General features: G+C 61.3%; 24 protein-coding genes. 11 read left to right on the forward strand and 13 right to left on the reverse strand.

Going from position 1 to position 23,064, the window contains the following annotated elements:
* Nucleotides 1-3 precede the first annotated feature (3 nt).
* The 9 genes from pseI to AC4GYV_RS04030 form a co-directional block, all read right to left on the reverse strand.
* A complete protein-coding gene (gene pseI, locus AC4GYV_RS03990) occupies nucleotides 4-1,053 on the reverse strand; it encodes a pseudaminic acid synthase (protein ID WP_491099363.1) in 1,050 nt (349 codons plus the stop codon).
* A complete protein-coding gene (gene pseG, locus AC4GYV_RS03995) occupies nucleotides 1,050-2,585 on the reverse strand; it encodes a UDP-2,4-diacetamido-2,4,6-trideoxy-beta-L-altropyranose hydrolase (protein WP_491099364.1) in 1,536 nt (511 codons plus the stop codon). The genes pseI and pseG overlap by 4 nt, the downstream gene beginning before the upstream one ends.
* Complete coding sequence (pseC, locus tag AC4GYV_RS04000; protein ID WP_491099365.1) at nucleotides 2,576-3,727, reverse strand: UDP-4-amino-4,6-dideoxy-N-acetyl-beta-L-altrosamine transaminase; 1,152 nt, start codon at nucleotides 3,725-3,727, stop codon at nucleotides 2,576-2,578. Before pseC ends, pseG begins: the two co-directional genes overlap by 10 nt.
* Nucleotides 3,724-4,740, reverse strand: coding sequence for a UDP-N-acetylglucosamine 4,6-dehydratase (inverting) (gene pseB, locus AC4GYV_RS04005; protein ID WP_491099366.1), 1,017 nt, complete (start codon nucleotides 4,738-4,740; stop codon nucleotides 3,724-3,726). The genes pseC and pseB overlap by 4 nt, the downstream gene beginning before the upstream one ends.
* 14 nt (nucleotides 4,741-4,754) lie before the next feature.
* Complete coding sequence (locus AC4GYV_RS04010) at nucleotides 4,755-6,551, reverse strand: ABC transporter ATP-binding protein (RefSeq protein WP_491099367.1); 1,797 nt, start codon at nucleotides 6,549-6,551, stop codon at nucleotides 4,755-4,757.
* 14 nt (nucleotides 6,552-6,565) lie between these two features.
* Complete coding sequence (locus tag AC4GYV_RS04015) at nucleotides 6,566-7,660, reverse strand: glycosyltransferase family 2 protein (protein WP_491099368.1); 1,095 nt, start codon at nucleotides 7,658-7,660, stop codon at nucleotides 6,566-6,568.
* Nucleotides 7,657-8,358: a class I SAM-dependent methyltransferase gene (locus tag AC4GYV_RS04020; RefSeq protein WP_491099369.1), complete on the reverse strand. Its 702-nt coding sequence runs from the start codon at nucleotides 8,356-8,358 to the stop codon at nucleotides 7,657-7,659. The genes AC4GYV_RS04015 and AC4GYV_RS04020 overlap by 4 nt, the downstream gene beginning before the upstream one ends.
* A complete protein-coding gene (locus tag AC4GYV_RS04025) occupies nucleotides 8,355-9,254 on the reverse strand; it encodes a polysaccharide deacetylase family protein (protein ID WP_491099370.1) in 900 nt (299 codons plus the stop codon). Before AC4GYV_RS04025 ends, AC4GYV_RS04020 begins: the two co-directional genes overlap by 4 nt.
* Before the next feature lie 92 nt (nucleotides 9,255-9,346).
* On the reverse strand, nucleotides 9,347-10,282 hold the full coding sequence (locus AC4GYV_RS04030) for a glycosyltransferase family 2 protein (protein ID WP_491099371.1): 936 nt from the start codon (nucleotides 10,280-10,282) through the stop codon (nucleotides 9,347-9,349).
* Here AC4GYV_RS04030 and AC4GYV_RS04035 point away from each other — a divergent pair.
* The 6 genes from AC4GYV_RS04035 to AC4GYV_RS04060 all read left to right on the forward strand — a co-directional run bounded on the left by AC4GYV_RS04035 (nucleotide 10,212) and on the right by AC4GYV_RS04060 (nucleotide 16,789).
* Nucleotides 10,212-11,909: a hypothetical protein gene (locus tag AC4GYV_RS04035; protein ID WP_491099372.1), complete on the forward strand. Its 1,698-nt coding sequence runs from the start codon at nucleotides 10,212-10,214 to the stop codon at nucleotides 11,907-11,909. The genes AC4GYV_RS04030 and AC4GYV_RS04035 overlap by 71 nt on opposite strands.
* Nucleotides 11,906-12,880, forward strand: coding sequence for a hypothetical protein (locus tag AC4GYV_RS04040; RefSeq protein ID WP_491099373.1), 975 nt, complete (start codon nucleotides 11,906-11,908; stop codon nucleotides 12,878-12,880). The genes AC4GYV_RS04035 and AC4GYV_RS04040 overlap by 4 nt, the downstream gene beginning before the upstream one ends.
* Nucleotides 12,877-13,842: a glycosyltransferase family 2 protein gene (locus AC4GYV_RS04045; protein ID WP_491099374.1), complete on the forward strand. Its 966-nt coding sequence runs from the start codon at nucleotides 12,877-12,879 to the stop codon at nucleotides 13,840-13,842. The genes AC4GYV_RS04040 and AC4GYV_RS04045 overlap by 4 nt, the downstream gene beginning before the upstream one ends.
* Before the next feature lie 9 nt (nucleotides 13,843-13,851).
* Nucleotides 13,852-15,834, forward strand: a complete 1,983-nt coding sequence (asnB, locus tag AC4GYV_RS04050) for an asparagine synthase (glutamine-hydrolyzing) (protein ID WP_491099375.1) — start codon at nucleotides 13,852-13,854, stop codon at nucleotides 15,832-15,834.
* Nucleotides 15,835-15,964: 130 nt separating this feature from the next.
* On the forward strand, nucleotides 15,965-16,360 hold the full coding sequence (locus tag AC4GYV_RS04055) for a hypothetical protein (RefSeq protein ID WP_491099376.1): 396 nt from the start codon (nucleotides 15,965-15,967) through the stop codon (nucleotides 16,358-16,360).
* A 39-nt stretch (nucleotides 16,361-16,399) separates the two neighbouring features.
* Nucleotides 16,400-16,789 (forward strand): hypothetical protein, encoded by a 390-nt coding sequence (locus tag AC4GYV_RS04060; protein ID WP_491099377.1) that lies wholly within the window; start codon nucleotides 16,400-16,402, stop codon nucleotides 16,787-16,789.
* Nucleotides 16,790-16,795: 6 nt separating this feature from the next.
* On the opposite strand, the gene surE is transcribed toward AC4GYV_RS04060, so the two are convergent.
* On the reverse strand, nucleotides 16,796-17,569 hold the full coding sequence (gene surE, locus AC4GYV_RS04065) for a 5'/3'-nucleotidase SurE (RefSeq protein WP_491099378.1): 774 nt from the start codon (nucleotides 17,567-17,569) through the stop codon (nucleotides 16,796-16,798).
* A gap of 282 nt (nucleotides 17,570-17,851) precedes the next feature.
* Between surE and dksA the strand changes: the two genes are divergently transcribed.
* On the forward strand, nucleotides 17,852-18,319 hold the full coding sequence (gene dksA / locus AC4GYV_RS04070; protein ID WP_491099379.1) for an RNA polymerase-binding protein DksA: 468 nt from the start codon (nucleotides 17,852-17,854) through the stop codon (nucleotides 18,317-18,319).
* A gap of 55 nt (nucleotides 18,320-18,374) precedes the next feature.
* Here dksA and AC4GYV_RS04075 read toward each other — a convergent pair whose 3' ends face one another.
* The gene (locus tag AC4GYV_RS04075) at nucleotides 18,375-18,539 is read right to left on the reverse strand and encodes a YdcH family protein (protein ID WP_491099380.1); all 165 of its coding nucleotides are present in this window, start codon (nucleotides 18,537-18,539) and stop codon (nucleotides 18,375-18,377) included.
* A 161-nt stretch (nucleotides 18,540-18,700) separates the two neighbouring features.
* Between AC4GYV_RS04075 and AC4GYV_RS04080 the strand changes: the two genes are divergently transcribed.
* From AC4GYV_RS04080 to AC4GYV_RS04095, 4 genes are all read left to right on the forward strand, one after another.
* On the forward strand, nucleotides 18,701-18,898 hold the full coding sequence (locus tag AC4GYV_RS04080) for a YdcH family protein (protein ID WP_491099381.1): 198 nt from the start codon (nucleotides 18,701-18,703) through the stop codon (nucleotides 18,896-18,898).
* A 126-nt stretch (nucleotides 18,899-19,024) separates the two neighbouring features.
* Nucleotides 19,025-19,510: a DUF1465 family protein gene (locus AC4GYV_RS04085; protein WP_491099382.1), complete on the forward strand. Its 486-nt coding sequence runs from the start codon at nucleotides 19,025-19,027 to the stop codon at nucleotides 19,508-19,510.
* Between the two features lie 10 nt (nucleotides 19,511-19,520).
* On the forward strand, nucleotides 19,521-20,663 hold the full coding sequence (locus tag AC4GYV_RS04090) for an iron-containing alcohol dehydrogenase (protein ID WP_491099383.1): 1,143 nt from the start codon (nucleotides 19,521-19,523) through the stop codon (nucleotides 20,661-20,663).
* Complete coding sequence (locus AC4GYV_RS04095) at nucleotides 20,660-21,091, forward strand: acyl-CoA thioesterase (protein WP_491099384.1); 432 nt, start codon at nucleotides 20,660-20,662, stop codon at nucleotides 21,089-21,091. The genes AC4GYV_RS04090 and AC4GYV_RS04095 overlap by 4 nt, the downstream gene beginning before the upstream one ends.
* Here the strand turns inward: AC4GYV_RS04095 and AC4GYV_RS04100 are convergent.
* Nucleotides 21,084-22,046 (reverse strand): NAD(P)H-dependent flavin oxidoreductase, encoded by a 963-nt coding sequence (locus tag AC4GYV_RS04100; RefSeq protein ID WP_491099385.1) that lies wholly within the window; start codon nucleotides 22,044-22,046, stop codon nucleotides 21,084-21,086. The genes AC4GYV_RS04095 and AC4GYV_RS04100 overlap by 8 nt on opposite strands.
* On the reverse strand, nucleotides 22,043-23,041 hold the full coding sequence (locus AC4GYV_RS04105; RefSeq protein ID WP_491099386.1) for a GDP-mannose 4,6-dehydratase: 999 nt from the start codon (nucleotides 23,039-23,041) through the stop codon (nucleotides 22,043-22,045). Before AC4GYV_RS04105 ends, AC4GYV_RS04100 begins: the two co-directional genes overlap by 4 nt.
* Nucleotides 23,042-23,064 lie beyond the last annotated feature (23 nt).

The following is a 23,064-nucleotide window of genomic DNA, read 5'->3' on the forward strand; positions in this document are numbered from 1 at the left end:
GCTTTAGGCCAAGGACGCCCAGTCCAGGGGCTCGCCGCGCTTGAGATCGCGCGATGCCAACCGGCCCAGAACCTCCGGGAGGTGCTTGGGAGGGAGCCCGTGTCCGGGGCGGATCGAACGGACATTCTCGGCAGTGAGCGGCTCACCAGCGGCAACGTCACGAACCACGTAGATCGAGCGCCGGAACGCGAGCGAGCCGCGCTCGCAGCCCTGGAGGTCGTAGGTCGGTTCGCCCAACGCCTTCCAAGCCCGCTTGCAATCTTGGACTAGTCCGGCGAACTCCTCCGGCTCCAGGCTGAACGCGGCGTCCGGTCCGCCGTCGGAGCGCGCCAGAGTGAAATGCTTTTCCACGATGCAGCCGCCCAACGCGATCGAGGCCACAGCCACGGCCGAGCCGAACGTATGATCGGAGAGACCCGAGATCACTCCAAAGCGATCGGCGAGATCCGGCACGGTTCGGACGTTCGATTGCTCGTCCGGTGCCGGATAGGAGCTAACGCAATGCAGGAGGGCAATCTGCTCACACCCGTTTTCGCGCGCGGTGCGCACGGCTTCGCCAATTTCATCGAGGTTCGCCATTCCCGTCGAGATGATCATCGGTTTACCGGTGTGGGCGACGCGGGCGATCAACGGGAGGTCGATGGCCTCGAATGAAGCAATCTTGTAGGCCGCAGCGCCCAGCTGTTCGAGCAAGTCGACGGCGCTCTCGTCGAACGGCGTTGAGAACAGAGTAACGCCGAGCTTCCGCGCATGCTGGAACAGGGCCTCGTGCCATTCGAACGGTGTCTGCGCCTCGCCGTAGAGGTCGTAGAGCGTGCGTCCGTCCCACAGTCCGCCTTCGATCCGGAAGCCGGGGCCGTCATGATCAATGGTGATCGTGTCAGGGGTGTAGCTCTGGATCTTGATTGCGTCCGCGCACGTTGCAGCTGCCGCCTCGAGTAGCTGTAGTGCGCGGTTCAGGCTTCCGTTGTGGTTTCCCGAAAGCTCGCAGATCACATAGGGCTCGTAGTCGCGCCCGATCTTCCGTCCGGCGATGGTGATCGACGGGTTCAAGCTTGTTTCCTGCGGGCGGGGGCGGTCCGAACGTACTGGATGAATCCAGGCTCTTTTTCACCGGTGGGTTCGAAGCCAACAGACTCGAACAGCCGGCGAGACGCCTGGTTGTCCCTGCGCACCGCGGCGTGCAAGTCGCCTGCGCTCTCGTTGCAGGCAGCTTCGAGCATCGCACGGCCAACGCCGCACCCACGCTGATCAGGCGTAACCGACACGCTCACTTCAAAGCCTTTCCTACCATCGATTCGATCCAGTCGAAGGATGCCTGCGCTCCTCCCATTCCGTTCGGCAATCATCAGACGCCGGTCGGGATCGGGCAAGGCCTTCTCGAACCAGCGGATGTGATCTTCCCAAGGGATCGGGTCGACATTCCGAGATTGTGACCGGCTGATCGGATCGTTGCGAAGCAGCCAGATCACTTCGGAGTCTTCCTCGGTGGCGGGCCTCATTGGAACGCCCCGGGCATCATCAGGTTGGTTCGACATCGACCGGACGACGCGTTGCGCTCCTAGTCCATCGGCAATCGCGAACGCGGCGGCGCTCATCATCGAGAGACGCTTGGGGTCAGTCAGGAGTTCGCGAACTGCCGCACCGATCTCTGACGAACTGTGAACCAGGGAAGCTGCGCCAGCACCGGCCAACGCCGTTGCCCCAAGCCGCTGGTTTTCCGCCAGAACAAGGAGAACAGTCGGCAGTCCCAGGCAGCAACGCTCCCAACTGGTCACTCCCGCCGCGCCAACCGCGAGATCAGCGTCCCGCATCAACTCGGCCATGCGGGTGCTACTCTGGTGTACCGTCACGCGCCCATGCCGAGACCCGAGCTCGTTCACGCGAGCGGCGCTTTCAGCTTGCTGACCGAGCACCACGTCAACGGCGCACTCAGGCGCAGCACCGACTACTTGGTCGAGGATCTCCGCAGTCATCCCGCCAGGATCGGTCGTTCCCAAGGAGATCAGGATTCGACGTGCAGGATCGCTGCGCCGGCGACGCTTCAGTGCCGCGGGGCGCTCGCGGGCGAACTCAGGACGAAGCAGGGCATAGGTCGCGCCCGCGAGCACCCGCGTGTCTGCCGCGACTAGATCATCATAGTCAGATACCGAGCGGCCAAAGGTTTGGTCGACCAGGAGATCGCAATCGTATTCGCGGTTGGCGAGGTCATCGATGACGAGGATCTGGCCGGCTAAATTGTGGCTCGCCGAATGCCACGTCGAGTCCAGCAGGTAATGATCCACGATCAGCCAATCGGCCGGCCCCGCGCTGCCGGTGGCTTGGGCGTCAGCTATTTGCTCAGCATCGCTCAAGGCGCTCTCGTGCCAATCTGATCCCTGCCTATCCAAGCCCGGCAAGGCAGGGATGCGCACCAGGTTGTGACCAGACGCGATAATGCGTTCAGCCAAGGCTTCCGGCATAGCCGCAACGACGAAGGTCGCCTCGCCACCACGCTCCGCCAGTTCATTAGCCAATGTCAGGCATCGCATCGCGTGTCCGCCGCCGATCAGCGGTCCGGCATCAACACGGATGCTTACGCGCACCCGACTGCGTCCCGGACTGACGAGATTACCTGCCCGTGCTCGGCGTCGCTCATGGCAGGGTAGAGAGGAAGGCTGATGGCTTCCGAGTAGTAACGCTCTGCCTGCGGCCACTCGGCCGCGTCAAAGCCCAGGTCGCGATAATAGGGCTGCCTCGGAATTGGGATGTAGTGAAGGTTCACACCGACGCCTGCATTCCGGAGCTTGTCGAAAACCGCTGCATGCTCCGCGGCGTCGACACGAACCACATACAGATGCCAACTCGAACGTGTATCGGGGTGCTGCCAGGGCAGTATCACCGGGAGGTCCGCAAATGCCTCATTATAGCGCGCAACGAGGGACCGCCGCCGTTCCATCAATGAATCGAGGCGCTGCAATTGGCTAAAGCCGAGTGCCGCCTGGATGTCGGTCATGCGGTAATTATAGCCGAGGGCGACCTGCTCATAATACCACGCGCCGTCGGGTGTCCCTCGCATCTGGGCGGGATCGCGGGTCTGACCGTGATTCCGGAGTAGCCGCATCCGTGCAGCAAGCTCCGTATTGTTCGTCATCGCCATGCCGCCTTCGCCCGTTGTGATGATCTTCACAGGGTGGAAGCTGAAGACGGTGATGTCGCTGTGGCCGCAATTGCCCACGGCTGCGTCCTCGTAGCGTCCGCCGACCGCATGAGAAGCGTCTTCGATGATGCGGAAACCGTAACGTTTCGCTAGTTCGGCGATTTCGCGCATTTCCGCGCTCTGCCCGCAGAGGTGAACAGGGATGACGATTTTGGGAAGGCGGTCTTGCTTCTCCGCCCCTTCGAGCTTCTCTGCGAGCGCCTGGACGGAAATGTTGCAGGTCTTGGGATCGATGTCGACGAAGTCGACTTCTGCGCCGCAGAACAGCCCGCAATTTGCGCTTGCAACGAAGCTGATCGGACTTGTCCAGAGCAGATCGCCGGACCCAAGACCGAGGGACAGGCATGCGATGTGCAATGCGGCTGTCGCGTTGCAGACCGCTACGCCTTCCGCTGCGCCGCAATAGTCCGCGAGTGCTTGCTCGAACTTCGGGACGGCGGGCCCTTGCGTAAGGAAGTCGGATTTCAGGACCTCGACGACGGCGTCAATATCGGCCGCGTCGATCGACTGGCGGCCGTAGGGGATCACGACGTTGCTTGGACGGGCAACTTCGCGCCCAGATGAGCCTCAATCAGCCCGCGCAACTCTGCCACCGAGAGGAATGAGCCGTTGGTGCCGCTGCTATAGGAAAAGCCGGCGGGGACCTTCGTACCGGGGCGTTCGGCGAGGTAAGCGTTGGCTGAATGCTCGCCCGAGGTCGAGAGGATCGCGAAATATTCGCCGAGGTCGATGGTATTATAGCTGTCGCTCGCCGTGATCATCTCCTCATGGACCTTCTCGCCCGGGCGGATACCCACGATGCGATGCTCGCAATCTGGACCGATGGCTTCGGCGAGATCGAGGATCCGATAGCTTGGGATGCGAGGAACGAAGATCTCCCCACCCAGGCTGTTCTCGATGGCCCACAGGACCATGTCGACGCCTTCTTGAAGCGTGATGTTGAAGCGCGTCATCTCGGGATCGGTGATCGGAAGCACCCCGGTCTGGCGGCTGTCGAGAAAGAAGGGGATAACGGAGCCCCGGCTGCCCATGACGTTGCCGTATCGGACAACTGCGAACTTAACATTCCGGTGCCCACGAATATTGTTCGCCGCAGTGATCAACTTGTCCGAACAGAGCTTGGTAGCGCCGTACAGATTGATTGGCGCCGCGGCCTTGTCGGTCGACAGCGCGATGACGGTGTGGACGTTGCTGTCGAGCACGGCTTCGACGAGGTTCTGCGCGCCCAAGACGTTCGTCTTGATGCACTCGAACGGATTATATTCGGCAGCGGGCACCTGCTTCAGCGCCGCAGCATGGACGACAACATCGATGCCTTCGAGCGCTCGCCGAAGCCGCGGCTCATCGCGGATATCGCCGATGAAGTAGCGCAGCGCATCGTGCTCGCCCAGCCGCCGGGCCATTTCATACTGCTTCAGCTCGTCCCGCGAGTAGACAACGATTCGCTCTACCCCCGGGTACCGCTCGAGCAGCGTGCGGACGAACGCCTGACCGAACGAGCCAGTGCCGCCAGTGACCAAAATGGACTTGAACGCATCCATGGTGACGGCCCTAATCAGGAATAACGGCTTTGGGGAGTGCCGCCGACAACCTCGGCGTAACTTCCGAGTTCGACGAGACGGCCGTTGTCCAAGCGGATGACGCGATCGGCGCGTGAGATGGTCGACAGGCGGTGAGCAATCATGATGATGGTCCGACCTTCCTCGCCTAGGCGATCCAGGGCCTGCATGACGGCAGTTTCCGTCTCGTCGTCCAGAGCGCTCGTAGCTTCGTCGAGAACGAATACGGGCGCCTGCTTATAGATTGCCCGAGCGATACCCAGCCGCTGCCGCTGGCCACCTGAGAGGCGGATACCGCGCTCGCCTACGAACGTCCCGTAACCCTCGGGCAAGCTCGCGACGAACTCGTGCAGCTGCGCTCTAATCGAGGCTTCGATGACGCGGTCGAGATCGACTTCATCGGCCGGGGCCCCGAGCGCAATGTTTCGGGATATGCTGGTGTCCGCGAGGAAGATGGCTTGCGGCACGTGGGCAATGCTGCGCTGCCAATTGCGTCTGTTGGCGCGGGTCAGCGGCACACCGTCGATGCAGATCTGGCCCTCTCTGGGCTCGAGCAGACCCATGATCAGGTCCGCGAGGGTGCTCTTGCCGCTACCGGTCTTCCCAATCAGGGCGACGCGCTCGCCTCGCCGGATGTCGAAGCTGATGTTTTGAAGCGCGGCGGCGCGGCGGTTGGGGTAGGAGAAATAAACTTGGTCGAGGCTGATTTCGTGCTGGAGCGGAAGCGGTTGAACCTGGTCATGGACGAGATCGTCATCAACTGGCAGCCTAAGCAGGTCGAGCACCTGGCCGATGACTGAGTTGTGTCCGACTGCAACAGACCAGCTGAGGTAAACCTGCTGGAGGAGTGGCAAGAGCCGCTGCGCGCCTAGGGCAAGCGCGCCCAAGATTGGCAACGCTTCTGCAAGCCCACCTCCGCGCGTCGCCATGTAGAAAGCGAGCACCGCGATGAACGCCATGCCCAGTGACTCGATGATGAAACGCGGCGCTGCCGCAATGAAGGCGGTGTTCGCCTTCGCATCGGAGAAGCGGTCGTCGACCTTGCGAAAAGCCTCCAGATAGACGGCCTGCGAATGATCGAGCAGAACATCGCGGATACCCCCGAGGCTCTCCTGGACAATCTGGACCCGCTCGTCCCACGACGATCCAATGATATTGGAATTGCGGTTGAGACGCTGACGAGTGACCACGGACACGAGTAGGTAAATCAGCGAGAAGGCAGCGGCCGCTGCGACAGCCGTGAAAGGGTCTACGTAAACGAGAGCCGCTACGATGAAGACCGACAGGACGATCGCAATTGCCGCCTGCATCAACTGAAGAAGCACGGAATAAACAAGAATGCCGACCTTATCGAGCGCAGCGATCAGGCTGCTCGTGTTCTGAGCGATATGGAATGTGTATGGTTGGAAGAGGATGCGCCGCTGAATGTCGACGGCGATGTCGTGCCCCATTCGGAAGATGAAATTTTGGCTACTCCAGCTTAGCTGAAGCCGGATCGCCGCCGCGAACAAGGCTAGCAAGACGAACAAACCTGTCGATGCGATCAGCCGCCCATGTGGTGTGGTCGCCCCGACCTGATCGAAAGCTGCCGCCAGCGCGGGAAGCCGGTCAATCCGATTTGATTCCGCTAGAAGCGACAGGAAGGGCAGCACGGCACCTATGGTTGCGAGCTCAGCGAAGGCGCCGACGATCATCAATGCCGTCACAAAATAGAACTGACGTCGCCGCTGCGGCGACATCCGAGCATATAGCTCGCGCAGCGAATTCCACAGTCCGATCGGACTGTCTGCCACCTGTCGGTTCTCCTTCATTGAATAAGCGAACCCTCGGCAGATCCCGTTGAAGGATAACGCCTGTCCTCCGGTTCGCAATCTTTCGGGGGTGAGCCTTGGTCAGGGTAAGCCGGAGGAGACCATCGGAGCGGCGCGGACTGCGCCAGGTCGGCGGCCATCCAATTCTTGCTCTTCAAAAGCAGTCTCATGAATCCGCGCAACGTCGACGGACTGGCTTGAGCCCAGGCCGCCCAGATCAAAGCGCTCGCGCTCCTGCTGTCGAATTTGAGCCGACCTCGCTTGAGCAGCCTCGCGAACACCTTCGGCCTGCGTCCAGTCCACAGGATGCGAGAGCCGGACGAGATGAACACGCGGGGGTCCACCTTCGCACTCGCTGCATCTTTGAGCAGATCGTCGTAGCTCTCGCCGTGTTGAAGTCGGGCGACGCACCGGTACATGAGGTCCACAGCGTTTTCGATGCGCGTCGGATCTGAGGTCGAGCGCGCGTTGCTGACCCACTGCCTCACCTGGTACAGCGGTTCAGCAATGACCAGAACGTCGGCGGCGGCGGCCACGCGCACGACGAGGTCTTGATCCTCCCAATACTCGCATTCTCGGCGATAACCGCCCACTGCCTCAAAGACCTCGCGGCGGAACATGATCGATCCATGCGCGGCGAAGGGGACGAAGGGCGACTTGCGCCTTAGCCGCCAATAATCGGGTCCGCGGATCAGTCCGCCTCTTTCATCGATGATGTCGAATAACGTTCCCACCAAGCCGACGGCTGGATTGTCTCGCAGCAATTTCAGCTGTCGTTCCAGGCGGTTGGGAGAGCAGACGTCGTCGGCGTCCATGCGTGCAACTAACGGCGCTGCGGAGTGCTCTACTACAAGGGCAGAGCTCCCGACCGGCCCGAGGTTGTGCGCGCCTTCTACGAGGCGGATCCGTTTGTCCTTGCCCGCCCAACCGCGAAGGCGCTCAGTCGAACCGTCGGTCGAGGCGTCGTCGTAGATGACAAATTCGAAGTCGCTATGGGTTTGGTTGAGGATGCTCTGGACGGCCTGATCGAGAAATGGGCCGGCGTTGTACACCGGCATCACGACACTGAGCGACTTGCCTGTTTTGGTCACGCTTGCGCCCGGGCCGCCACAGTGACGGGGTAGGCAGGATCGAACAGGTCCAACTTCGCTTTCTCGATTTCCTCGACCGCTGCACCGTGAAGGAATGCGGTAGCCGCGAACAAATTGCCCCGCGTTTGCAGCTCGACCCTATCTCTCTCGAACGGTTCGCTCAGGAGTCGCCCCAGTGAGGGATCCGTAAGCGACCAGTACCAGCTGTCTTTCCAGGGGCCCACATCAACCGGTGAGATGCCTGGAACTGTGATCAACAACACGCCGCCGGGTCGCAAAGCTTGGTGAAGCGAGGCGATCGCCGCTCTCAAGTCGTAAATCAGGTGCAGGGTCTGGGTGATGATGATGCAGTCAAAGACTTGGGGTGGAAGTGTTGCGGCATCGGCTAGATCGCCTACGATAGTCGCCTTCAGATGAGCTGGATCGATATGGAGTACGTCCTGCTGCGTGACTTGCGATCCGCCGAACCGACGCGAATACATGTCGTCCCCGACCTCCAGCACACGACCGCGGATGTCCGCGACATGTTTTTCGAGGAAGCCTTCGATGTAGTAGCGGTCGATAGGCGTTCCGCGGCTGTAGCCGAATTCACGGCAAAGCGGCGTCGCGCTTGCGACACGACCGCGGGACATGGCGTGTCGGCCGTGGGCGCGACGGAACGGTGTGCGAAGTGCCTTTAGAGCCGCTTTGACGGTCATCCGCCGAGCATATCTCGCAAGTGAGGGGCTTCCCAGTTCCCTACGCGAATCCTTGGAAGCGCAAACGTATCGCTTTGTCGCGTGACGAATGTGTCGCCCGTCGCGCACGCGCAGGAGTAGCCGGCTTCCGCCACGAGCTGCCGGCTCTCCGCATCCAGGTCACCATGGGGATATGCGAACGTGGATGGCGATGATCCGGTCAGTTCTTCGAGGCGAGACCGGCTATCGCGGATCTCGCGGGCCTTCTCCTCACGAGAGAGTGCGGGAAGAGATGGGTGACTGAGCGCGTGAGAGCCCCATCTGATGCCGGTGGAGCCGGCGGCCCTGATTTCCTCCAAGGTGAGCGGCCGGTGGGAGTCGCGAATTCGTTTGTGCAGACAGCTCTGCCCGCGAATGCCGTCCAACAGTCGTGCTCGATCATCGTCGTTCTTGCCGTGGAGCTGTGCCCATATTGCCTGGAATAACATCTGGCGGGGTGTGGATGGAGCCTTGTCTGGGAGCCAGCGCTGATCGCCGGAGTGTTTGGGCGGAACGACGTGCTTCAGACCATCTACCTCTAGCCGGTTGCCACCGAACTCCAGCACCATCAGAGCGAGTTCGTCCCACCAGAACTCCTCTTTGCGCTCGATTAGCTCGGCTGGGAGAAAGAAGGTCGCGGGTAGGCTCAGTGATTCCAAAAGCGGCGCCGCCACTCGGATTGCGCATGCGTAGCCGTCATCAAAGGTCACCGCAATCGCACTCGGCGGCAGGTCTCCTCGACGGTGGCTGGCGGCGAAATCGTCCAAAGACATGAACGTTCGATTTTTTGCCAACCAGGCCAGCTGCTCCTCAAACCGGCGGCGCTCAACCGCGAGTCCCCAAGGATCGAAGGCCTCGTGCGCGATCCGGTGATACATCAAAATCACCGGACGCCGCCCGCGTCTCGAGCTGAGAACGCGGCGGGCGGAGGCCTTCCAACGTGGGGGAACTCGCGACCGCAAGCCTGCGATCATGCTTTGGCTGCCCTCCGGAGCAGCTTGTCGGCGAGGCGCAGCGGCTTTCCAACCAACGGGTAGCGCGAACGGAACAGGGCGCGATCTAGGGCGGATTTCACTCGTGCATCGACCGGGTGGCGCCTTTCGAGATAGTCGTCGAACCATAGGAGGAAGTGGCGCCGAACAGCTTCGTAACGGCCCGCACGAGAGACGGACGCGACGCATGAAGCGTCGTGCCGCCGGTAGTCGATCCAGTTCCGTTCATCGAAGTAAACTACGGAGTGTAGGTAAAGCTTCGCGAAAAAGGCCTGATCCTCGTACATCTGCAGAGGTCCGGTGAAGGTCTCTTCGAATCCGCCCAGCTTGATCACGACTGTGCGGCGAACCATCACATCGGAGGGGCAGGGCGCCGCGGCGGACCCAAGGGGGTACAGCGCCAAGGAGGCCTCGGGCGGCGCGATAGGACGATTCTGGACATGGCCGGTGGGGACCACCCGGTCCGGGCTACCTTCCCAGCTTCCCCAATAATTCACCGCGCCAAAAACAGCCGCCACCTCGGGATAGCGGTCCAGAACCTCTACCTGATCGCGTAGCTTGTTGCTCCTCCACCGGTCGTCAGCGTCGACGAATGCAATGAACTCGCCACGCGCCGATTGAACGCCGAGGTTGCGAGACGCGCTCATTCCCCGGTTCGAGTGCTCCGCGTGATGAAGATATCGAACTCGATCCGCATTCTCCCTTGCGTGAGTGCGAGCGATAGTTGCGCTCGTGTCGGTCGATCCGTCATCGACGAGCAGGAGCTCGAAATCCCGCATGTCCTGAGCGAGAACGCTGCGGATTGCCTCTTCCAGATATTCAGCAGCATTATAGAAAATGATGATGACCGATACGCGGGCCGGGCGATCGCTGCTTGCATCTGATCCGCCTTCAGAGCGGTCTCGGTCAGTCATTGCGGAATTCCAACGCGCAAAACTCGGGATTCAGCGAGACTCGGCATGCCTCTTCCTGATCACCATCCTGACCGCGGCGCCCTATGTATCCAGGCTGGGCTTTTATAGTGACGACTGGCTGATCCTCGCGACTTTTCACGGCGATGCGCTCCAACACCGATTTGGTTTGGGATCGGCGCTCACTGGCTTCGAAGCGCGGCCGCTGCAGGGCCTGTATCTTGCTTTCCTGTACAAGCTCTTCGGGTTTCACCCCTTTTTCTATCATGCCGTCAATACAGCGGTGCTCGCTGCGGCTATGCCGCTCTTCTACTGGTTGCTGCTTCGACTGAGGGTCGATCGGGCGCAGGCGCTGGCTGCAGCGATGATCCTCATCATCTTGCCGCAGCTTTCGACGGTTCGGGTCTGGTACTCGGCGTTCCAGATCCCGCTGAGCATGGTCGCGGCGCTGGCTTCAATGCACTTCCAGCTGAGTTTCGCCCGGACAAAGAAGGGAATTTGGGCAGTGGCTGCTGCTGTCGCGGCTATGGCCAGCGTTGCCCTGTATGAGATTTTCACACCGCTGATTGTGGCGTTTGCAGCCGCGCTGGTGCTGACCAAATGGTCAGCGCGTCCGCGAGATCGCGCTCGCTGGCTGGCTATTGGGGTCATCCTGCTTGCAGCCTGTGCTGCTGCGAAAGTTGCCCTGAGCGGGCGCGTTAGGCCGCCGGATGCGGTGCTCTATCTAAAGGGCCTGATTCAGTTGCTTCGGCCCGATTACGATTGGCGGACCGACTATGCTCTCAATATCTTTGCAGCGCCGGAGGTGCATTTCTGGTGGCCTGTCCTGGGGTGGTTTCGGCAGATCGGAACTGCGCTTGAAGGGCGGATCGGTTTGGCCGATGCGGCAACCGCTTTTGTGGTCGCGCTTATTTCCTTCATGTTGCTGCGATCATCGCGCCCATCGCCAAAAGGCGCTCGCCGCTTGATCGTGTTTGGTTTCGCCACCTTCGTCCTCGGACACGCTGTGTTCCTAATCGCACCGGCCCTTTTCTTCTCACCGACGGGCATTTCGAACCGAGCGTTGGTTGCGGCTGCCCTCGGTGTTGCGATGATCTTCGCTGCGGGCGCGTCATACCTTGCCGGCTTGGCTCGTCCGCAGCGAAGCTCTGTCGTCTTCGCATCGATCGTCGCGGCGATCATGATGTTCGGCACGCTACGAATCCTGCAGATCGCCAATTACTGGGCTGAGGCGCCGCGTCTCCAGCAGCAGGTCATGACAGCTGCTCGCTCAGACCTGCGGGAGGTGCCGGCGCAATCGTACGTGATGCTGGACAATGTCTGTGCATATCACGGCCCCGCCGTCGTTTTCGAAGGCCCCTGGGATGTTTCAGGCGCGCTGACGCTATCAGCGGGGCGCCCGATCGATGGAGATGCCGTGAGTGCACGCATGTCGATCCAGCGAGGCGGTCTCGCAACATCCATTTACGGCGAGCGGGCCTTCTACCCGTTTGGCGATAGGCTCTACGTCTATGATCCTGGCAAGCACTTGCTGATGAAGATGACGGGCCCGGAAGTTGCCCGCAGCTATTTTCAACGAGCGCGCACCCATTGCCCGCAAGCCTATGTCGGACACGGGGTCCTGATTTGAACTCGCTTCCGCAGGACTGGCAGAGGCGGCGCGATCTCATACTTGGGATCGTCGAAGGCTATGACTGGCATCAGATCGCGCGGTTCGTTCTCACCCTGCAGCAGACCGACTTCAGCGGGCATCTCTGCGTATTCGCCGGACCCGGGATCAGCGTCGGAACGCAGCGCAAGCTCAGGAAGCTTGGTGCGGAAGTCATCCCCTACCGGAGCAGATTCCCGTTCATTCCGGATCCGCATCCCGAAACGCCGAAGTCGCTTCCGGACCCGATCTACATCTTCAATTACCGGCACTTCGTCTACTATGACTATCTGCTGAAATTCGGGCACCGGTACCGAAACGTCCTGCTTACCGACGTGAAGGACGTCGTATTTCAACGTGACCCGTTCGCTTCCGAGATCGATGACGGGCTCTACGTCGCGATGGAGACGACCGACATTCCGATCGGGCGTTGCGCGTACACAGCCGACTGGATCGTAGCAGGTTACGGCCAAGCGGCGCTTAAACGCGTGGAGGATAAAGAGCTAAGTTGCGCAGGCACGGTGCTTGGACCGGTTGAGGCGATACGGCGCTATCTATGCGGGATGCTCAATTATATCGGCCGCATGCGGGATGCTTATGAATGCGCAGACCAAGCGGCGCATAATCTGATGCTCCACGGCGGTGAGCTCGATCCAGTGACGCGGCTCTATAATTTCCAGGGCCTGATCGCGACCGTCGGGACGGAGAAGGTCATGTCCGCAAACGACCTCGGCGAGTTGATCAATGTCGATGGATCGGTGATCGCTGTCGTCCATCAATACGATCGCCATCCCGACTTAATCCGAGCTTTCGATGCCATGGCCTATCCGTCACGTTGGCGCAGGCAGGTCGCCTACGGAGCCCAGTTCGGATCGAGAGCGAAGTCCGGCATCGGGCGGCGTTTAGGATCCGTACTACAAGGCGCCGGTGTGCTGAGGAAGTCGCCGGCTTGAGTGAGGCGCGTCAGTCGCTCGTCTCGGTGATCGTTCCGGCATGGAATGCGGAGCACACACTAGCAGAGACCCTCCGCTCGGCGGCCGCGCAGACTTACCACGACCTGGAAATCCTAGTGGTCGACGATGGTTCGACCGACCGCACGGCGGAGATGGCGCGGCAATTCTGTGCTGATGATCCTCGATTTCGCTTGATCCAGAAGGAACGGGGTGGGCTCGCGTCTGCCCGAAACCGCGGGATCGACGAGGCGAGCGGCGCTTGGATCGCGCCCCTTGATGCGGATGACCTGTGGCATCCGGAGAAGATCGAACGCCAGCTGCAGAGCTTTGCCCGGGACCCTGATCGAGCTGGTTTCTCCTATTGCTGGTATCGAATGATCGACGCCCACGGTCTCGTCCTTGAAAGGCCGTGGAATCCGGTAGTCGAAGGCTCAGTCTTCGAGGAGCACCTAAGGCTGAACTTCGGAACGGGCAGTTCGCCATTGATCAATCGCCGCGCTCTCGGGAAGTTACGTTACAGCACTGAACTCGGCCGGGTCGATGAGGGCGGAAGCGAGGATTGGCTGCTGCAACTCCAACTTGCCAAGCGCTTCCAAGTGGCCTGCACTCGCGCCTATCTCGTCGGCTATCGGCAACGTCCGGACAGCATGTCAGCGGACAAAAGCCGCATGCTGCGCTCCTACATTCGTATGTTCGAGATATTGCGGCGTGATGCTGCAGCAGGCGAACGGAACGCCATCGATCGCGAGATATCTCGTTGGCGGGCGATGCGCGGACTTTCGAAGCTTTCGAAGGCTCCCGCCTCGGCATTGTTGGAGATACTCTCGGAACTGGTGCGGGCGCCTTTTGCGATTAGCGCAGCACTCCTTTCGGACTTTAACAGCCGTCTCCGATCCACGGACCTTCAAAACCATCCGTCGGTCGGGAAGCGGTTCTTCGACTTGTCGCCGGACCATGAGTAAGACGACGGCATGTGCGGCATAGCGGGTGTTTTGGGGGACCATGCCAGAGACGATCGGGTCGTCCGGTCGATGGCAGACGCCTTGGCTCATCGCGGTCCGGACGACGCTGGAATCTGGCTCGACGCGGAGGCTGGCATAGCGTTCGGCCATCGCCGCCTCGCCGTGATCGATCTCTCGCCAGCCGGGCATCAGCCGATGGAGTCCTCCGACGGCCGCTTCGTCATCATCTTCAATGGCGAGATCTACAACTTCGTCGAGCTTCGTGATGCGCTCGAGGGCAAGGGAGAAGTGCCGGCTGGAGGCTGGCGTGGCCACTCTGACACTGAGGTCTTCCTTCAGGCGATTGCAGTTTGGGGCTTAGACGCGGCCCTCTCGAAAGCCGCTGGCATGTTCGCTTTCGCTTTGTGGGATCAAAAGGAGCGGCTTCTCACACTTGGGCGCGATCGCTTCGGCGAGAAGCCGCTCTATTATGGCTGGGTCGGCAGAGACTTCGTGTTCGGATCGGAGTTGAAGGCGCTTCGCGCTCACCCCCGGTTCGACAATGCAATCGACCGCCGGGCGCTGGCACTGTTTGCATCGCGGACGCACGTGCCCGCTCCGCTGTCGATCTATGAGGGAGTGTTCAAGCTTCCTGCCGGATGTGTGGTCGAAGTCACGTTGAAAGGTGCACGGAGCCCTCTCGCCAAGCCGGCTGAAGAAGACGCATCGGGAGACGTTCGGCTGCGTCGCTACTGGTCGTACAAGGAGGTGGTCCACCAAGGCCTTGACGATCCGATCAAGGATGAAGCTGAGGCGCTGGACCAGCTGGAAGCCGCGCTTGCCGCGTCGATCTGCGGGCAATCTTTTGCCGATGTGGCCGTCGGGACTTTCCTGTCAGGAGGCATCGACAGCTCGACCATCACGGCGATCTACCAGAAGCACTCGGCGATCCCAGTGCGGACCTTCTCGATCGGGTTCGAGGAGAAAGCCTTCAACGAGGCCGAGGATGCCAAGGCAATCGCCGATCACCTCGGTACCATCCATCACGAGCATTACGTTACTTCGGCCGAGGCGAGGGACGTCATCCCGCTTCTCCCGGAGATGTACGATGAGCCATTCGCGGATTCGTCGCAGATCCCGACCTATCTCGTGAGCAGGTTTGCGCGGGATCTGGTCACGGTCGCTTTGACCGGCGACGGGGGCGACGAGCTCTTCGGAGGGTACAACCGCCACGTCCTGGGGCCTCGCTTTTGGAGCAACGTGCGGAAAGTGCCGGGGTCGCTGCGGGCCATGGGATCCCCTGTTAGCCGCATACCTTCACAGTTCTGGACCAACGCTGCCGGGTTGCTGCCTGGTCGTCGTCACGCCCATTTCGGTGAGCGCGTGCAGAAGGCGTTCAACGTCGCAGCGTCCGCGTCCAGCCTGGACGATGTCTACCGAAGCTTCCGCGACGAATGGAGCTTCGCATCTTCGCCCGTGCTCGATGCGGGGCTTGGCTCATGGCCCTATGATTTGGCGGTCGAGAACGCACCCGATGCCGTCCGTATGATGTACTGCGATGCGGTCACGTACCTCCCGGACGACATCTTGTGCAAAGTGGATCGCGCCTCGATGGCGGTAAGCCTGGAGACGCGCGTACCGTTCCTCGACCATCGCGTGGCCGAAGTGGCGGCTCGCATCCCTCTTGAGATGAAAATCCGCGAAGGCAGGGGGAAGGTCATCCTGCGCAAACTGCTCGACCGTTACGTTCCGCGGCAGCTTGTCGATCGGCCTAAGGCCGGCTTCGCAGTACCTGTCGGCGAGTGGATGAAGGGCCCGCTTCGTGACTGGGCGGAAGATCTGCTCGATCCTCGTGCGATGCGGCTGGAGGGGTGGTTCGATGCCGATATTGTGTCGGCGCGCTGGCGTGATCACTTGAGCGGCAGGCGGGAAGCAACCGCGGCGCTGTGGTCCATCCTGATGTTTCAGGCGTGGCTCAGGAATCAGCAGTTCGCGAGCGCTGCGGCTGCCTAGCCGAACCGAGCGTTAACGGCTGTTATAACAATTTGCTTCATTGCCGTGGAATGAAACTTTAAACTGGATTAGATGTTGTTCAAACAACGGGGAATTGCACCCGTTGTGGCCAGGGGAGCCGAACATGGCCATGCGGTTGAAGGGGTTCATCGGAGCAGCAGCCGGTAGTGCTCTGTTCCTCAGTTCGACGGTCGCCGGTGCGGCGCCCAGTAATTCAGCGCCTCAGTCCATCACGCCTTGGGCAGCCTTGACTGTGCTCAGTGGGGGCGCACCTGCGGCCGCTGTGTGCGGCGGCGCTGCTGTTGCTGCGGCACAGCCCGCTACGTCCGGTTGCGTCCTTCCAGTTGCTGATGCTCCGCCGCCACCGCCGACAGCGGAAGCTCCACCGCCTGTCCCAGTGCAGCAGGCCGGCTACGGCGTTAGTCCGCTTCTTGCCGCTCTAGTGGCAGTTGCCGTTGGCGTTGGGCTCTTCTTCCTCGTGAAGGACAATAACAACAATCACGCGCACCCGATCAGCCCAACCTGATCGCGCGCGCGGGCGTTTTGACCTGAAGGGATTTGTGTCATGAAGATCCGCTTCGTCCTGCGCGGCGCCGCAGCGTTGATTAGTGTTTCTGCGATGTGTGGGACCGCGCTGGCCCAAAACGCTTCAGAGGTCATTGGGCAGCCGATCCAGATCACTACCAATGGTGTGACCAACACGGTCTATCTGGATGCTGGAGGCAGCGCGCGCATCCTCACGCCGGGCGGAAATACGGTGCCGGCAACGTGGAGCGCTAATAGTAGTCAGCTGTGCCTCAGCAAAGCGGGCGCCAACGAATGTTGGCCGCACGCTGCGCCATTTCAGGCGGGAACGCCTGTGACCATCACGAGCTCCTGCAATGCGACTTCGACCTGGCTGGCCCAGGCTACGAATACGCCGCCGCCAGCTTCGGCGGGCGAACGCGGCCGATAAGCCGACTTAGTTTTTGTTGCTGAATCGCTCGCCGAGCGCAGCGAGCGAGGGATCGTGCGTCAGGTCCAGATGCAACGGCGAAACGGAGACATAGCCGTCCGCGATCGCTTCCAGGTCCGTCCAATGGCCGGGCGTTTCCACCATCGGCCCAAGACCGAACCAATAGTAGTCATAGCCTCTGGGGTCCGTCCGCTCGACGATGCGAAGACGGCCATAATCCCGAATACCCTGCCGGCAGACGCGTACGCCCTTCACATCCTCCGGCGGAAGGGCAGGGAAGTTCACGTTGACGAGCGTGCCCGGTCCGGTCTCGAAGTCGAGCAGGGGAGCGAGCACGCGCTCAGCCCAAGCCTCGGCGGCCGCGAACGGTACCGTGTCGCCCATGCCCTCGCGCGAGTAGGCCTGGCTGAGGGCGATCGATCGCACGCCCGCAAGCGCGCCCTCCATCGCCGCTGATACCGTCCCCGAATAAGTGACGTCCTCGGCGAGGTTCGCGCCGCGGTTGATGCCGGACATGATCACGTCCGGCGGCGAATCCTTCATGATGTGAGCAAGCGCCAGCATCACGGCGTCTGTCGGCGTTCCGGTCACCGAGAAGCGCCGGTCGTCATGACGGCGGAGCCGGACTGGAGTCGTTAGCGTTAACGAGTGACCGGCGCCCGACTGCTCTTCGGCCGGCGCGACGATCCAAATATCGTCGCTCAGCTTGCGCGCTACCGTCTCGAGCAGGCGCAGGCCGCGCGCATTGATTCCGTCGTCGTTGGTGAGGAGAATTCGCATTCACGCGCTATGCGGGACCATCCCAAACCCCGCAACCGCAGAAAAAATGCGCCATATTCGCAACAGCTTGGCGATTTCTTCACTGGCTTCTCGTCAGCGCTTGTTAACACTCGTGACCATATCTATAGGCCCGTCTTGGGGATGACCGACTGACCGGTAGTTAAGTCCCGGGAAAGTCAGTCTTAATCGCCTCCGGCTGCACCGGATGGCCCGGCCGCAGCAGGCGGCGGCGTTCTTAGGATGTCCGCGGGGGTTGCGGCGTCCATGTGCGGGGAGGGCTTTATGGCGACGGCACTTGTCGACCTCTACGGCGGCAACAATTTCGAACAATTCGACCGGATCATTCTTCCTGAGGGGTACCGCCCTTCGGACGATGAGGAATTCATGTGCGTACAGCACCGCGCTTACTTCCTGTGGAAGCTGAAGGCGTGGAAGGAAGCGATCGTCGATGAATCGCGCCAGACGATGGCGCAGCTTCAGGTCGACTCACTGCGCGAGCCGGATATTGCGGACCGCGCGTCGAGCGAGACCGATTGGTCCATCGAGCTTCGCACCAGAGACCGGCAGCGTAAATTGATCTCGAAGATCGATAGCGCGATCCGCCGGCTATACGAGGGCGAATACGGCTATTGCGAAGTCACCGGCGAGCCAATCTCGCTGGCGCGGCTTGAAGCAAGGCCGGTCGCCACGATGACGCTCGAGGCGCAGGAGCGCCATGAACGGATCGAACGCGTTTCGCGCGACGACTAAGGATTGAGGGAATTGTGGCGCGGCGTCGACGACGCCGCGCACAAAAAAGGCCGCCTCAGTGAGTGAGGTGGCCGGCCAGTTCGTCCTTCAGTCTAAGCTTCTCTTTCTTGAGTCGGTGGAGAAGGTCTTCGTCGGGATGGGTCCGATGCTCTTCCTCTTCGATGAGCGAGTGGAGAGCAGCGTGCTTAGACTCCAATTCCTCGACCATTGCCTTGTCCATTGGTGCCGTTCCTTTCGAAGCTAATGTCACCGCGTCGTAATAAACCACGAATCGGCCCCTTTGTCGCGGCCCATCTCACCGCTCAGCCGCTCTCAGGCGCAGGTCGTCGATGACCGCTTTCCGTTTTCTCTCGATACTCTCGTGCGCTAGAGTCGACGCCAATGAATGATGACCAACCCGCTCCTGATCTCGAGGCATTGCGTGCGGAACATCGCGAGCTTGACGAGGAGATTCAGCGGCTCTCGTCGGAGCCTACTGGCGACCAGCTTGAGCTTGCCCGGCTGAAGCGCCGCAAGCTGGTTCTGAAGGATCAGATCCAGATCATCCTTGATTCGATTACGCCTGACATCATCGCCTGAAAGGTCCCGCGGTGGGACATAATCGAACCATCTGACGTCTCTTTCGGAGACAGAACGACCTTCCTGAGCGTTGTGGCATCCAGACGGGCGTTTTCACCCGCACTCAACTTTGGCAGTCTGGCGATGATGGAAGAATCGGAATCGCTCCCGCCGCAAGTGCGTATCACGTCGCGGCTTATCGACTCGCTTTACACGGAGGCGATGCTGCTCGCCGACGAGGCGCGCTCCTATTTCGACGACGCGGGGCGGGACGAGCGGCAGACGCTTGAGCCATTTGCACGAGTCGGCTTCGCCTGTGAGTCGCTAAAGGTGACGACACGCATCATGCACATCGTTGCGTGGTTGCTGACCCAGCGCGCGATCGAATCGGGCGAGATCGCGAACCTCGGCGACCGTCGCCCCGAACGGCGTCTCGGCAATGCCCAGGAGAGCGATCCTGCAGTCGTCAGCCAGCTTCCGCCGGCTGCGCAACGGCTGATCAACTCCAGCGCGGACCTGTACGCGCGCATCAAGCGCATCGACGAAGGCAGCTTCGAAGTCGAAGCTGCCCAAAGCCCGGCTCGGGCCCTGATGGGGCGGCTCGAGCGTGGACTCGGCGGCCAAAGCATCTAACAAGACGGCCATGCGGCCGTTCACCTTCAATCCCGGACCGCGGCTCCTCGCAGGGCCTGATCAAGCAACCGCGCTTGCCGAGAAGCTTCCGGAAGGTCCGTGCCTCTTTGTTACCGATGCAGAGGTAAATCGGCTTGGGCTGACCGAGTCGTATCTCGAGACGATTGGCGCGGCTCACGAGGTGACGGTGTTCGACTCGGTCGAAGCCGATCCATCGAAGGAGACGTTGCTGGCCGCAGTTGACGCGGGCCGGTCCGCCAAATCGTCTTCCGTCGTGGCTGTTGGCGGCGGAAGTCCCATGGATGTCGCCAAGCTTGCCGCATACCTGCTGGGGTCGGGCGACAAGCTTGATGAGATTTGGGGCGTTGGCCTGGCGATCGGGCCGCGCCTCCCCCTGGCGCTTGTGCCGACGACTGCCGGAACCGGATCGGAAGCGACCCCGATATCCGTGATTACCTGCGAGGGCGGAGTGAAGCTTGCGGTGAATTCCGCGCCATTGATCGCTGATTGGGCGGTACTGGATGCGACGCTAACGCTCGGCCTCCCCGCGCACGTGACTGCCGCGACCGGAATCGATGCGATCGTTCACGCCGTTGAGGCCTACACCTCGGCGCGGCTTAAGAATCCCCTGTCAGATGCGCTCGCCAGCGAGGCTCTTCGGTTGCTCAGCGCAAACCTGCTTACCGTCATCAAGCAGCCTCAGGATCTCGACGCAAGATCCGCGATGTTGCTTGGCGCTCACCTCGCAGGCCTAGCTTTTTCAAATGCACCGGTCGCAGGCGTGCATGCGCTGGCTTATCCGTTGGGAGGGCTTCACCATCTGCCGCATGGCCTCACCAATGCACTGATGCTTCGTCACGTCCTTGGCCACAATCTCGAGGCGGCCCGCGAACATTATGCGGAGCTAGCGGAGATCATCGAACCGGGTTGCGCGGGGCAAGGGAGTCAGGCGCGCGCTGCGCTGCTGATCGAACGCCTCGACGGACTAGCGCAGAGCAGCGGACTTTCGTTGCGCTTGCGCGATCACGGTGTGGCTTTCGACGAAGCGCCGACGCTGGCTCGGGAAGCGATGAAGCAGACGCGGCTGCTCGTGAACAATCCGTGCGAGATCACCGAAGCGGATGCGCAGCGCCTCTACGAGGCGGCCTGGTGAGCCGAGAAGGGCCGGCCCAACGGTCGGAGTTCAGGGTGTGGCGAAAGCTGACCACGCGTTGGTCGGACAACGACGCTTACGGGCACGTCAACAACACCGTCTATTACGAGTGGTTCGACAGCGCCGTGAACGCCTGGATGGTCGAGCAGGGAATGCTCGACATTGCGCACGGAGATCCGATTGGGCTCGTTGTGGAAACGCGATGCACGTACTTCGCGCCGCTCGCCTTTCCGCAGCAGGTCGAGGTCGGACTGGCAATTGCGGCGCTGGGGCGATCGAGCATCCGCTACCGCATCGGCATCTTCGCTGAGGGCGATGAGCAGGCGGCCGCACAAGGCGAGTTCGTCCATGTCGTGGTCGATCGTAGCAGCCGGAGGCCGGTCGATATTCCAACCGATTGGCGATCGGCTCTGGAAGCGCTCAGCTAGCGCAGATGCGCTCCTTGGCGGCCGCATAGTCCGCCGCGAGCTGGTCGACGTACTCGGCTGTCGGGCGAACCCGATCGATGATGCCGATCCCCTGTCCCGAGCCCCAGATGTCGCGCCAGGCTTTGGACTTGCTCGACCCATCCGAGCCGAATTTCATCGTGTCGAGATTTCCTGCGGACAAACTGTCCGGGTCGAGACCCGCATTCACGATCGACGAGCGCAGATAGTTGCCGTGGACGCCGGTGAAGAGATCGGAATAGATGATGTCGGCGGCACCGCTTTCGACGATCGCTTGTTTGTAGCCGTCCGAAGCGTTCGCTTCTTCGGTCGCGATGAAGGGTGATCCGACATAGGCGAGGTCCGCGCCTGCAGCCTGGGCAGCGAGGACCGCCCTACCGGTCGCGATTGCTCCCGACAGGATCAGCGGGCCGTTGAACCACTGTCGAATCTCCTGGATCAAAGCGAAGGGTGACCAGCGCCCTGCATGACCGCCGGCGCCGGCAGCCACGGCAATAATTCCGTCCGCGCCTTTCTCGACCGCCTTGCGCGCGAAGCGGTCGTCGATGACGTCGTGAAGGGTGATGCCGCCCCATGAGTGAACGGCTTCGTTGAGCTCCACGCGCGCGCCTAGTGAGGTGATGACGATCGGCACCTTCCACTTCGCACAGACGTTCATGTCATGCTCGAACCGGTCGTTTGAGCGATGCACGATTTGGTTCACGGCGAACGGAGCTGCCGGATGATCGGGGTGGTCGCGATCCCACGCGGCGAGTGCCTCGGTGATCTCGTGAATCCACTCATCAAGCTTCGTTGCAGGCCGTGCGTTGAGCGCCGGGAAGCTCCCGACGATCCCGGCCGTGCACTGGGCGATGACGAGCTTCGGGGTGGAGACGATGAACATCGGCGAGGCAATCACGGGGATGCGCAGTCCCTCGAGGATCGGAGGGAGACTCACAGGCCGTGGTACTCGCGATACCAGTCCACGAAGCGCGGTACGCCCTCATCGATGCTTGTTGTCGGTGCGAAGCCCAGGTCCCGCTCGATGGCGCTGATGTCGGCGAAGGTCTCCCGCACATCACCGACCTGCATCGGTTGCGGATCGAGTAGCGCTCTCTTGCCGGTCGCTTCTTCGAGCAGCGAAACGACGCGCATCAGATCTTCGCTGCGGCTGTTGCCGATGTTGTAGAGCGCGTGCGGCGCGCTGCTACCTCCGGCCTTCACCGATCCGTCGTCGAGCGGAGGAGAGTCGAGGCAGGCGACCACGCCGCTCACGATGTCGTCGACGTAAGTGAAATCGCGCCTCATCTCGCCTTTGTTGTAGAGCGGCAGCGGTTCACCGGCGAACATGGCCTTGGTGAAGATCCACATCGCCATGTCAGGCCGTCCCCATGGACCATAGACGGTGAAGAAGCGCAGACCCGTCAACGGCAGTCGATACAGGCTCGCGTAGGATTCGCTCAGCAGCTCGTCCGCCTTCTTCGTAGCGGCATAGAGCGATAGCGGATGATCGACACGATCCTCGACCCGGAACGGCAGTGTTTTGTTGCCACCGTAGACTGACGACGAGGACGCATAGACCATATGCTTCGGGCGAATTGCGCGCGCGAGCTCCAGGATGTTGCAGTGGCCGACGAGGTTGGACTGCACGTAAGCGCCGGGATTCTCGATGCTGTAGCGAACGCCGGCCTGTGCCCCGAGATGGACGATGCCGTCGATCCGAACGCCGTCAGCAACGCGCTTGAGTGCGTCTGCGTCCGAGAAGTCGATATGCTCGAACTGGAAGCGATTATCGAATTGTTGCTCCAGCCGTTGCAGTCGCGCCTTCTTCAACCTTGGGTCGTAATAATCGTTGAGGTTGTCGATGCCGACCACGACCTCGCCGCAATCGAGCAGGGCCCGCGAGGTGGCGGCGCCGATGAAGCCCGCGGCTCCGGTTACGAGAACAGCCATAACCAACCCTTAGGGGCGGAAAG

Source organism: Sphingomonas sp. SP4 (assembly GCF_058313375.1).